This window comes from Sphingomonas sp. P4_G3, assembly GCF_056401105.1.
The window spans coordinates 54,250-64,687 of record NZ_JBFUJZ010000008.1; the positions used below are offsets into that span (position 1 = coordinate 54,250).

18 protein-coding genes and 2 tRNA genes are annotated in these 10,438 nt (G+C 64.5%); 10 read left to right on the forward strand and 10 right to left on the reverse strand.

Annotated elements, in window-relative coordinates:
• Nucleotides 1-35 precede the first annotated feature (35 nt).
• The 10 genes from AC1DQQ_RS17315 to AC1DQQ_RS17360 form a co-directional block, all read right to left on the reverse strand.
• Nucleotides 36-242: a helix-turn-helix transcriptional regulator gene (locus tag AC1DQQ_RS17315; protein ID WP_478046036.1), complete on the reverse strand. Its 207-nt coding sequence runs from the start codon at nucleotides 240-242 to the stop codon at nucleotides 36-38.
• 8 nt (nucleotides 243-250) lie between these two features.
• Nucleotides 251-439 (reverse strand): hypothetical protein, encoded by a 189-nt coding sequence (locus tag AC1DQQ_RS17320; protein ID WP_478046037.1) that lies wholly within the window; start codon nucleotides 437-439, stop codon nucleotides 251-253.
• Between the two features lie 189 nt (nucleotides 440-628).
• Nucleotides 629-952 carry a hypothetical protein gene (locus AC1DQQ_RS17325; protein ID WP_478046038.1) on the reverse strand — a complete coding sequence of 108 codons (324 nt, stop codon included), beginning with the start codon at nucleotides 950-952 and terminating at the stop codon, nucleotides 629-631.
• Complete coding sequence (locus tag AC1DQQ_RS17330) at nucleotides 949-1,239, reverse strand: hypothetical protein (RefSeq protein ID WP_478046039.1); 291 nt, start codon at nucleotides 1,237-1,239, stop codon at nucleotides 949-951. Before AC1DQQ_RS17330 ends, AC1DQQ_RS17325 begins: the two co-directional genes overlap by 4 nt.
• Nucleotides 1,236-1,616 (reverse strand): hypothetical protein, encoded by a 381-nt coding sequence (locus tag AC1DQQ_RS17335; protein WP_478046040.1) that lies wholly within the window; start codon nucleotides 1,614-1,616, stop codon nucleotides 1,236-1,238. Before AC1DQQ_RS17335 ends, AC1DQQ_RS17330 begins: the two co-directional genes overlap by 4 nt.
• Nucleotides 1,613-1,738 (reverse strand): hypothetical protein, encoded by a 126-nt coding sequence (locus tag AC1DQQ_RS17340; RefSeq protein ID WP_478046041.1) that lies wholly within the window; start codon nucleotides 1,736-1,738, stop codon nucleotides 1,613-1,615. Before AC1DQQ_RS17340 ends, AC1DQQ_RS17335 begins: the two co-directional genes overlap by 4 nt.
• Complete coding sequence (locus AC1DQQ_RS17345; protein ID WP_478046042.1) at nucleotides 1,735-1,989, reverse strand: hypothetical protein; 255 nt, start codon at nucleotides 1,987-1,989, stop codon at nucleotides 1,735-1,737. Before AC1DQQ_RS17345 ends, AC1DQQ_RS17340 begins: the two co-directional genes overlap by 4 nt.
• Nucleotides 1,986-2,717, reverse strand: a complete 732-nt coding sequence (locus AC1DQQ_RS17350) for a hypothetical protein (RefSeq protein ID WP_478046043.1) — start codon at nucleotides 2,715-2,717, stop codon at nucleotides 1,986-1,988. Before AC1DQQ_RS17350 ends, AC1DQQ_RS17345 begins: the two co-directional genes overlap by 4 nt.
• Entirely contained in the window at nucleotides 2,717-2,917 is a 201-nt protein-coding gene (locus AC1DQQ_RS17355; RefSeq protein ID WP_478046044.1) for a hypothetical protein, read from the reverse strand. The genes AC1DQQ_RS17350 and AC1DQQ_RS17355 overlap by 1 nt, the downstream gene beginning before the upstream one ends.
• A 186-nt stretch (nucleotides 2,918-3,103) precedes the next feature.
• Nucleotides 3,104-3,874, reverse strand: a complete 771-nt coding sequence (locus tag AC1DQQ_RS17360; RefSeq protein ID WP_478046045.1) for a helix-turn-helix domain-containing protein — start codon at nucleotides 3,872-3,874, stop codon at nucleotides 3,104-3,106.
• A 106-nt stretch (nucleotides 3,875-3,980) separates the two neighbouring features.
• On the opposite strand from AC1DQQ_RS17360, the gene AC1DQQ_RS17365 reads away from it, so the two are divergent.
• The 10 genes from AC1DQQ_RS17365 to AC1DQQ_RS17410 all read left to right on the forward strand — a co-directional run bounded on the left by AC1DQQ_RS17365 (nucleotide 3,981) and on the right by AC1DQQ_RS17410 (nucleotide 10,357).
• On the forward strand, nucleotides 3,981-4,211 hold the full coding sequence (locus AC1DQQ_RS17365; protein WP_478046046.1) for a helix-turn-helix domain-containing protein: 231 nt from the start codon (nucleotides 3,981-3,983) through the stop codon (nucleotides 4,209-4,211).
• 4 nt (nucleotides 4,212-4,215) lie between these two features.
• Nucleotides 4,216-5,217, forward strand: coding sequence for a CHC2 zinc finger domain-containing protein (locus AC1DQQ_RS17370; RefSeq protein ID WP_478046047.1), 1,002 nt, complete (start codon nucleotides 4,216-4,218; stop codon nucleotides 5,215-5,217).
• A 113-nt stretch (nucleotides 5,218-5,330) separates the two neighbouring features.
• The gene (locus AC1DQQ_RS17375; protein ID WP_478046145.1) at nucleotides 5,331-6,749 is read left to right on the forward strand and encodes a YfjI family protein; all 1,419 of its coding nucleotides are present in this window, start codon (nucleotides 5,331-5,333) and stop codon (nucleotides 6,747-6,749) included.
• Entirely contained in the window at nucleotides 6,749-7,402 is a 654-nt protein-coding gene (locus tag AC1DQQ_RS17380; protein WP_478046048.1) for a hypothetical protein, read from the forward strand. The genes AC1DQQ_RS17375 and AC1DQQ_RS17380 overlap by 1 nt, the downstream gene beginning before the upstream one ends.
• Nucleotides 7,403-7,518: 116 nt before the next feature.
• Nucleotides 7,519-8,517: a TPM domain-containing protein gene (locus AC1DQQ_RS17385; protein WP_478046049.1), complete on the forward strand. Its 999-nt coding sequence runs from the start codon at nucleotides 7,519-7,521 to the stop codon at nucleotides 8,515-8,517.
• 12 nt (nucleotides 8,518-8,529) lie between these two features.
• Nucleotides 8,530-9,690 carry a hypothetical protein gene (locus tag AC1DQQ_RS17390; RefSeq protein WP_478046050.1) on the forward strand — a complete coding sequence of 387 codons (1,161 nt, stop codon included), beginning with the start codon at nucleotides 8,530-8,532 and terminating at the stop codon, nucleotides 9,688-9,690.
• A 163-nt stretch (nucleotides 9,691-9,853) separates the two neighbouring features.
• A tRNA-Thr gene (locus tag AC1DQQ_RS17395) sits at nucleotides 9,854-9,926 on the forward strand.
• 4 nt (nucleotides 9,927-9,930) lie between these two features.
• Nucleotides 9,931-10,004: transfer RNA gene (locus AC1DQQ_RS17400), tRNA-Gly, on the forward strand.
• A 15-nt stretch (nucleotides 10,005-10,019) separates the two neighbouring features.
• A complete protein-coding gene (locus tag AC1DQQ_RS17405; RefSeq protein WP_478046051.1) occupies nucleotides 10,020-10,190 on the forward strand; it encodes a hypothetical protein in 171 nt (56 codons plus the stop codon).
• Nucleotides 10,190-10,357 carry a hypothetical protein gene (locus AC1DQQ_RS17410; protein WP_478046052.1) on the forward strand — a complete coding sequence of 56 codons (168 nt, stop codon included), beginning with the start codon at nucleotides 10,190-10,192 and terminating at the stop codon, nucleotides 10,355-10,357. Before AC1DQQ_RS17405 ends, AC1DQQ_RS17410 begins: the two co-directional genes overlap by 1 nt.
• Nucleotides 10,358-10,438: the final 81 nt, after the last annotated feature.

The following is a 10,438-nucleotide window of genomic DNA, read 5'->3' on the forward strand; positions in this document are numbered from 1 at the left end:
AATTGCGTTCATGGTATCACGGAAGGTTCGACGCGCTAGGCCGCATCTCGCTCTGCCATTACCTGCGCGCGCCAAGCACGCACTTCGCCCGCATCCCAGCGCGAAGATTCGCCGCCCGGCTTGTACGGCTTAGGGAAGGTGCCCTGCTTGATCAGCCGATAGATCATCGTCTTCTTGATGCCCGCGATCGTGATGACCTCTTTGAGAGTCAGGAAACGGTCGACGGTCGCGTCGTCGGTCACGTTTTGAGTCATTGGCCGCCCGCCTTGTCGACCACCATACCGACCACCTTCAGCACCACGAAGTCGGGCCCGTCGCTCTCTTCGGACAGTCGCGAAGCTTCAGCGCCAGCGCGCTCGAATGTCGCATGGACGCGCCCAGGCGAACGCTTCACGACGTAGCCGCCGTCGAATTGAACGGCGGTCTTACCTTGCGACATGGTCTTCTCCCTGATGAATGGGCCGCACCGGTGGACCCGGGGGGCGGGCCTCCGGTGCGGCCCGGACCAGATCGCCAGCGGGGGGCATGGCGGGCTGGGTGTTCATTGAACGCGGCGGGACGATCCCCGCGTATTCGAGATCGGTGTGGGCGCAACTATGCGGCTCACCACATGCCTTGCATGCGACGGTCACTGGCGCTGTCCCTTGAGGCCGGCGGGATAGACGGGCGACCAGACGATCGCCTTTCGCCCGCTCGCGTTGGCGCGCCGAACTCCGCTGTCGCGAACCTTTCCAGCGCGCGCGAGTTCGGTGATGCGTGGCCGGATCGACAGGATGGACAAGCCCAGCCTTCCCGCAACCTCGTCGGCGGTCAATCCCCTCGAGCGTTCCAGCACTGCCATGGCCCTGCTCCGCAGCAGCGGCGCGCGATCGGCAATTGCGTCCGCCGCGTCGTGCGAGGTGTCGCGGTCCTGTGCGCCGGGATGGTTCGGGTAGGCGAACAGGTCCGTCATGCTGCCTGCGCCAGCTTCACCACGTTGTCGGTCGGGACGTCCTCGCGGGCGCCGTCCTCGGGCCCGTCGCCCGACGTCCAGTCACCACAAACGCGGTCGCCGTGGACCTCGGGGAACATGCTCACCGGAAACCACTGCGTCTCGGCGACGACGGGTGCATAGAGCGAGCAGGTGCCCACATTCGGATTGGCCAACGGGTTGCGGTCCGGCGCGGCAGTCGCCAGCGGCGACGCGCCCTCCGTCCAATATGCGCACGTCGCGCAGCGCGGCGAAGTCTCCGAGCTCATGCTGCCGCCCTCTCGGCGCGCGTGGCCGAGTAGTGAGGCGTGTCAATCAGCGCCGCCACCTCGGGAAAGAATTGGCGTATGTCAGCAAGGATGCTGGCGATCAGGCCTTCGTCGCTGTTCCGCGCGCTCTCCGGATTCGGGACTAAAGGCGCCTCGCCAATTTTCGGCTCGTACTCATAGAGGACCACCGGAAACATCTTCAACGCGACGTCACCGGGAAGTCGCGCGGGGGCCGACGCTAGCGCCTCCTTGCTGAGCGAAATCCTGTTGGTTAGGTGATCCATCAGGGGGTCGGGGCACGGCTGCGCATAATGCGCGGCTAGTTCGCTGTGCGCCCAGGCAGCGAACAGTGCGGCGATTTCAGGTGAAGCGTTCATGCTGGCAGCACCGTCCATGCGAGGGTGATCAGCGCCCAAAAGATGGGCGCCAGCGATAGGGTGACCGCGGCCTCGCCGATGGTGATCGGCAGACCCGCTAGCGGCACGCGGAGAAATCTCATGCCGCTTCCCCCGCGAAGGCGGCGAGAGCAACGAGGCGCGCGATCCCATTGAACGCGTGACACACGATGTCGCTGTTCGTGTGCGCGGTTTCCTCGCTATCGATGAAAGCGGAGCCGAGCATAACGGCAAGGGCGTGGGCCGACTCGAGGCTCGTCCGCGCCAAGTCGGCGGGTGACGTGTCGAACGGCAGCATCTCGTTGAGCTTGAACGACAGCAACGCGTCAACGGCGGGGTTTTCCGGGGCCATCATCGCGCCTCCGCTGCTACGGCATCGCGTTCGATGTGGCCTGAGAGGTAAAGAGTGTCGCGCGCTAGCCAAGGCATCGCGTCCTCCTGGAAATTCTCGGCGATGATGATGTCGACCTTGCGTAGATACGCGGCATGATCTGGCGCCAGCGTTCGAACGAGCCGAGCGATGGGGTCCCCGTTGCTGAAATGGTCTTCAAACTTGGTCGCCAACGCATCCACGGCCTGGACAAAGTCATCCGACTCGATGCCGATCCCGCGGAGGCGGATTTCTTCGACGTCAACGGCTCCGCGGAGGTCGACTACAAGAGAGAAGTCCGCAGCGGATTTCTCGTAGGCGACAAGGTTCTGCTGCCACTCGATGTCGATCAATTCGTGCACCGCGTAGGCGATTTGCTGAGCCCAGACCTCCAATCCGCTGACCTCGCGGTAGAGGGCAAGAAACCCGTGCGTCATCAACCCGCTGTCGACCCAGCGCGATTCGTCGATCCTCGGGATCATGAGCATGAGCCTGGCTGCAACACCGGGTAGCGAACTGGCGACGTTATCGTCGACCTGACGCTCGTCCTCGATCATCACCAGATCGCGAGCTGACAAGTCAGCGTCGATTGCCGTGTCGTCGGGATTACCGTCGAGGGCGTAGGAATAGGCGCGACCAGCGCGGACCCGTTCGAACGCGCCTAGGATTTCAGCGTCTGGGCTGCAGGGGTCGAAAACTGGAACGGCGCTCATCAGCGCACCGCCCGGCGCGGCTGACGCCCATAAAAGATCGTGATGTGAATCCCGAACCATTCCATCGAGAAGAAGCGGCCATCGCCCTCTCCTTCGCCGTCAAGGCGCTCGAAAAAGGTGTCGCCCCAATCATACCAAGGCTCGATCGCCTTGAGTAAGCGGCTCCATGCGTCGCTCTGATTATTCGTCGCGGTGGCCATCGGCCGACCTCCCTCACAAGAGTGAGCAGGTGGATCGGCGTAGGCTGGCCCCTATCGCTGGGTGCCGAAGCGCGTCTTTCCGTCCTGCGTACCGGGGTTGCGGCCTTGCGGCGCTCGTCCGATGAGCAGAATTTGCGCTACGAGCAATATTAAGTCAAATGGTAAATTGCTTATCAGGCAACATGCTCAGGTAAGCAGCTCCTGCCACGGAATGACGCGATCGATTCGCAGAATGTCTGCCATGTCGATCTTGAACACCTTCGCGGGATGGAATTGCTCCAACTCGACATAGCTTGAGCTACGACGGAGCAGTCGCTTTACCAAGACGGCGCGGGCGCTCTCGCCATCGTCATTGTCCGCTTCCGTGGGGCGAAGGTACACGACGACGTCGTCGTGGCCTCGCACTCGTCCTTTCGGGTCGACCAACAGAAGGTCCCCATCCATATGACGGGGCTCCATCGACGATCCAGAGACATACAGCCCATAAGCGGCGCTGTTACCGTTAAGAATGACGGGGCGCTTAGCGTATTGGAGCACTTCCGCGCGATTAAGTGTCGTTTGCTCGATGGCTTCGCCCTCGACTTCCCGTGCCGCCCCCAACGCTGTCCCGTAAATTGGCAAGTCCTCATCCATGCGCTCGGCCGACGCGCCTTCCATCTTAAGTGGGATCGCGTTCGAGGCGGGCTCGTCGTCTCCGCTCTCCGGGCGTCGGGCGGATTTGGCATGCGGTCCACCGGGCGTGACCCATCCCCCGCCATAGTTGCCACCTGGGGGAGCCATGAGACGGTCACTGCTGACGCGAAGTAGCTCTGCAAGCTGAAGCAACCTGGACGAAGGGATATCCACCGTTCCCGATTCCCAGCGCGACACCTGCGGCACCCCGACTCCGAGGGCTTCGGCGACACCCGCCTGGGTCAGCCCCGCGATCACGCGATAAGCTCTAATGCTATTTTTCATGTCAGCCGTTTGCACCACAGGCAAAAATAAATCTACCCACCTTACGGGCAATAAATGGTTACCGCCGCCTTGACGTGATGTTGCCTGTGAGGCACATTGGCGCCTTATGAAATTGGCAGACTATCTAAAACTCCCCGATCGAAGTGCGACTGAATTGGCGGGCCTGTGCGGCGTGGCCGTTTCAACCATCACGCGGGTGGCGAGGGGTGAGAAAAAGCCCTCGCTCGATTTGATGGAGTCGATCCGCCTACACACGCGCGGCGCAGTCACGCCGAACGATTATCTTCCACCACTAGTCTTCGACGCCGCGACGGTTGCCGCCCAGGCGGAGGGCTGATCCGGTGCCGGGTTTGCGCCGGGCAACCGGAAGCGGTCGGCGGGGGTCTTTCGACGAGGCTCAATTCCGGCGCGCGGTCGACGAGCTGAAAGCATCCGTCCTCTTGTCCGGCGTCGTCGGGCAAGCAACGCCGCTCAAGCGAGCGGGCAGCGAGCTTAAGGGATGCTGCCCCTTCCACCATGAGAAGTCGCCTTCGTTTTTCGTTAACGACGCGCAGGGTTTCGCGCACTGCTTCGGCTGCGGTTGGAACGGCGACGTCATTCGGTTCGTCATGGACAAGATGGGCTGCGGCTTTCGCGAGGCTTATCAGCGGCTCGCGAGCGCTGACCTCCCGACCTGGACGCCGTTGCAGCGGTCCAAAGCAGTCGCCGAGGACAATCTCGAACGGCTGGGCAAGGAGGTCGACGCACGGAAGTTCTTCGCCTCGGGCGGGCTGGTCGAGGGAACGCCGGCAGGAACCTATCTGCGTGCGCGCGGCATCACGATCGCGCCGCCCAATTGCCTGCGGTTCGGCATGATCCCGTCATGGCGAAACAAGGAAACCGGCGAGTGGGGGCGCAACCGCCCCGCACTTATGTGCGGTGCGGTGGACGGCACCGGCGCTGTCGTCGGCATCCAGCGCATATTCTTCCCCAATGACGACGCGTCGCTCGGCAAGGCCGATTGCAAGCTGAGCCTGGGCACCATCAAGGGTTCGGCGCTGCGACTCGAGCCCGCTGGCGAGACGATCGTCATGTGCGAGGGGCCAGAGGATGGCCTGTCAGTGATGCAGGAAGGCCCCGGCCTGCCGGTATGGGTGCCGTTCGGCACGAGCATGATGCCGGCGGTCCAATTCCCTCCGACGGTCAAGCGCATCATCATCGCCGGGCAGAACAACACGCCGGGCAGGGTCGCCGCCAACAAGGCGGCGGTGGCGTTGATCGACCGCGGGCTGACCGTGTCGCACGTCTGGCCGAACGATCAGTTCGACGACTGGAACGACCAGCTCCGGGGGGCGCGGCGGTGACCGGTATGTTCGAAGCCGACTTCGGCGACATGGAAGCCATCGCGCCGCAGCCTCTCGATATTCGTGGGGCGATGGGCGACGCCGCCGAATTTCCGATCGAAGCGATGACGCCGATGTTGCGCGCCGCGATCGAGGCGATTGCCGGAATCGTGAAGGTGCCGCTTTCGCTGGCGGCCCAATCGGTTCTCTCGGCCGTCGCCCTGGGTGCGCAGGGGTACGTCAACGTCGAAAACCTCGTCGGGCAATCCGTCCCGGTTTCGCTGTTCTTCGTGACGATCGCGACGTCGGGCGACCGCAAGTCGACCGCCGATAAAATGGCGCTCAAGCCGATCAAGGATCGGGAAGAGCAGATGGCGATCGACTACGAGGTCGAGAAGACCCGGTATTCGATCGACGAAGCTGCGCACGCCGCCGCGGTGCGCAACGCGAAGACGGGCAAGAAATCCAGGGCTGATATCGTCACGGCATTGAGCGAGGCCGGACCGTCGCCGGTGCCGCCGGCACTGCCGCTGATGACATGCAGCGATCCGACCGGCCCCGCGCTCATGCGCGCGTTCGCCGAGGCGCTGCCGGCGATCGGGCTTTACTCGGACGAGGGCGCGACCTTCATCGGCGGCTGGTCGATGCAAGAGGACAATCAGGCGGCGACCGGCGCGATCCTGTCGCAGCTTTGGGATGGCTCGCCAATCAAGCGCCTGCGGTCGGGCCAGGAAGGCGGAACGCAGATCCTATACGGGCGGCGTCTGAGCCTGCACCTCATGTGTCAGCCCGACATCGCGAATAAGCTGCTCGGCAACGCGGCGGTGCGCAACCAAGGGTTGCTGAGCCGGATACTCGTCGCCTTCCCGAAGAGCCTCAAGGGCACGCGCATCTATTCGGAACCGACGGCGGACCAGATCGACGCCCTGGCCAAATATCACCAGCGCCTTGCGCAGACGATCGCGCCGGCATTCGCCTACCGCAACAATGACATCAAGGCCCGCGCGCTCGACCTGCAGCTTGTGAGGCTCTCGCCCGAAGCGAAGGCGCTGATGATCAAGTTCAGCAACCATATCGAGCAGCAGATCGGGCCGAACGGCAAGTATTCCGAGATCAGCGATTTCGCCTCCAAGATGCCCGAGAACGCTATTCGGCTAGGCGCCGCCTTGTCGTTTTTCCAGCGACCCTCTCAACTCGTCCAGGATGGGTTGAGCGAGCTCGCGGCGAAAGCCGGTATCGCATTGATGGAGTTCTACGCCAGCGAGGCGATGCGCCTCTATGGCAACGCCGCGATCGATGACGAGACGGCGAACGCCGCCATCTTGATCGACTGGATCAGGAAGCGCGGATTCGACGCGATCGGCGTCCGCTATCTCAATCGCCGCGGCCCGACGCAGGTCCGCAGCGCACGCGCCCTCAAGCGGGCCATCGAGATACTGGTCGAAACCTGCCACCTGACGAAAATCCCAGCCGGCGCGAGCCTCGATCTCGATGGCGCCGGCAAGAAGACGTTCTACCGCGAAGCCTACACCGTCATTGAAGTGACCGACTGATGGCCGAGGCAGAGCTTTTCAGTGCCGGGTTCACCTGGCCAGCAGATGACGAAGTGTCGCAAACCGTTGCGACACCAGTTGCGACACCGGAAGTAATTGAGTTTACACCGAAAACGGTTGATGAGCCCCAAAGCGTCGCAACTGTCGCAAGTGTCGCATTTTACCTCAATGCAGAGGTGGCTGGCGACGAGTGTCGCAATGTTGATGCGACACCGATTGCGACACCGGAAACGGCGGAAATCCGCCGCGTAGAGCCCTCTCTGGCGGCTCCTGTCGCAAGTGTCGCGTGCGTCGCAAACTGGTCGCAGGGCGTGGCCATGCTTGCCGGTGCCGGCGCTCCGTTCGGCATCAGCCCGCGCGCATGGGCGCTGCTGGTGCGCGACGCGAAGGCGCTCGCCAACCTTTGGGCCGATCAACTCACGGCGGCAGGTTGGTCGACGCTCGACGTCTTCGGTGTGCCGCGCCAGCCAGGCGCCCGCCGGCTCGACTGCGTCGGCCTCGTCGCGGTGCTCGATGGGCGCGCGGTCATGGAAATCAGCCCGACGCACGCGGTTATTCAGGCGACGGCCCGCGATCGGACGCGATTCGACAGAACGCTACGGGCAACCGGCGCCGTACCGCTGTGGAATTGGCTGACAATGGAGGGGTTGTGATGCCTTGGCGCCGCAGTGCTGACGGGAGGGCGGAGGGGGTAGCGCCTCCGGCGCGTACCCCTCCGTCCCGGACCTTGTCAAGCTTTAGGGATTCCTATCGAGAGAGGACTGTAGGGATGCGACGGATTTTTTTCGCGTTTGCGTTGAGCCTGACGACATGCGCCGCCCAGCCGGCGGCGGCGGGTCCAAACTTCCCCGATCGGGGTCGCGCGGGCGTGGTCGACGCGGCGAATGTCATTCCTGACGATGCCGAGCGGGCGTTGAATGCCCGCATTGTCGCCTGGGATCGTCGGACCGGTCATCAACTGGTCGTGGCGACGGTGCCGAGCCTCCAAGGGTACGACGTCAAGGACTTCGGGTATCAGCTCGGCCGCGCATGGGGGCTTGGCCAAAAGGGCCAGGACGATGGCGTCATCCTGTTGCTCGCGCCAACCGAGCGGCGGGTGCGGATCGAGGTCGGGTACGGCTTGGAGCCGGTGCTGTCCGACGCGACGGCGAGCGGCATCATCGGCGACGTCGTCGCCCCGAAGCTGAAAGCGGGCGAGATCCCCGTTGCGTTGTCGGCTGGTGCTGACCGGATCATGTCGACGATCGACACGGCCGGATCGGCGGCGGTTGCCCGGCCGGCGCAGCCCGGCGATGGCAACGCTTGGCGTTGGTGGCTCGTGGGGTTCCTGATCCTGGCTGGTATCGCGGCGATCTGGCGCGCGCTGTACTATCACCGTCAGGCCCGTGCTCTCGCCGCGCAGCGTGACGTGCGAATGGAGGCGTTTCACGACACCGCCAGCGCTCTCCGCCGCTTCGCCGAGCAATCACGGGACATCGGTCGGCCGCCGATGGCGCCGCTATACCCGCGGCGGCCCTTTGTGCCCACGCCGCCGCGCATCACCCGCACCGTCGGCCCGGTATCTGGACCGACCTACGCGGCGGACACCTACACCGCCCCGCCTCCGCCCCCGCCGTCACCCAGGCCGAGCGACGACGATCCATCGTCGTCGTCAGGGTCGAACGATTGGGGATCGTCATTCGGTGGCTCCGATAGCGGGTCGTCCGACGGCGGTTTCGACAGTGGTGGTGGATCATTTGGCGGCGGCGGTGCCGACAGCAGTTATTGAACGGAGTTGAGCGTGAGCGGGGATAGAAAGACTAAGCGGCCCGAGGGGTATTACGGCAAGGAGCAGCGCGCCGCGCGAGCGGCAGCGTTCGCCGAGCGCAAGGCCGCTGCGGCCGAGCGACAGGCCGAGCAGGAACGGGACGAGCCGGTATCGCCGCTGCGCGCCCAAGCGGCTCGCCTGCTGGCGAACGCGAAGGCACGGCTACGCGGCCAGCACGCCGCGGCACCGGTACCGCGGTTCGAAGGTCGCATGGCGCGGCTCGCCCAAGCGCAGAAGCGCGAACGCCAGCGGTTCGATCATCTGGTGCTCGGCCTTCCCCGTCCCGAGCCGGAACTGGTCCGGCCGGCGGGCCTGTCGCGCATGGAGTGGAGGATGCTGAAACAGGAGCTTCTCGCTCGCGGCATGACACTCGAGCCCGGGGTCGAGGAAGCCGTATCGCGTCGCGAACTGTTCGAGCATGGCCAGGGCACCCCCGAGACGAACGCGTACAAGGATACCCATCACGCCGATTCCATCGTTCAGCTTGAGCGCAACGGCACGCTCAACAAGGAACAGGTCGAGCATGTGGCCGAGATCTCGAACGTGCATCGCTCGATCGAGAGCGACGTCGGGATCAAGGTCGCGAGCTTCGAGGCGCGGGTCGACAATAGCGGGGCAGGAGCCAACCGTGCGGCCGAGGGCATCAACCGGGTTCGGATGCACCTTGCCTACACGATCTGGCGGGAGGCGCTGCCGGCGCCGAAACAGGCTGTCCTCGACATGATCGTCGGCGACGCCATCGGGTATTCGGTCGCGGCCAAGCGCTATCACATGCACGCTCGGAAGGCGAAGCGCCTGCTGATCGAAGCGATCGACCGGTGGCCGCGGTGCGTCGACCGCGCGTTCGAGGTCATTGACCGCGATGCATATGGGGCGATGCTGCAAGGTGTCCCGCTTACGCTCAACGGCAATTGGCGAACGCCGATCCCGGCGGACGAATATGTCAGCCCGGCCCGGGCGCCTGCGGTAGCGGGCGACACGTCGACACCCGAGCCCGCACCAGCGGCGCCTGCGCTTCCGCCAATCGACCCGGCGTTCGTTGATGAACGCGGCTATGTGAAGCCCTATGCGGCCATCGCCGAGATCATCCTGGAGCGGGCGAACGTCGAGCCCGACCTGGACACGCCAACCTGACCGCAGCACGTACCCTCTTGCGTCTGGCTATGAAAACCGGCAAAAGGGGGCTGGCCGAATTGTGCCCAGCGTAGATTGCCCGCCCAAGTGAGGCGGCCTTTTTCGTATGTGGCCGGCATCACCAGTTCATGATCTTCCCTAGGGTGGCGCGCCTCCCGACGGACGCCCCGTAGCTCATCGCTAGAGCACTCGACTTCGTGAGCGAGAGGCAGGTGGTTCAATTCCACCCGGGGCAGGAATGCGGACATTGCTCAGAGGTAGAGCGCGGCCATGCCACGGCCGAGGCACGGGTTCGAATCCCGTTCTCCGCTCCATTTACCGGGGGCGGTATGACGACAGCACCAAGCACAGCCGACCAGCTCGAACGCTTGGCCGGCGAACTGCATAGCGTCGCCTTCGACTTCCGTGAGCCTGCCGCCACTATCCGCCAGGCCGAGGCGCGTATCGCCACGGTCGAGGACATAGCGGGCAGGGCGCGCGCTGCGGTTCGGGGGAAGTGATGAGCCATTACGACGCGGTCGGCGAGGTCATCGTGTCGGACCGTGTGGGCGTCATCGCCCGCGAGGACACGACCGGCGAGTGCGACGCGATGGTGCACGGGCACGCTCGGAGGGTCACCACCCCGGAGGGCGGCACCGCCGCGCCGACCGGGGGCGAGAGGGGGTAGGCCGCGGGTCCTTCCGGGCCCTGTCCCTATGCGGGGGCCAAAGGCGCATAAAATGCGTAGCCAGGGCATACGCCATAGGTG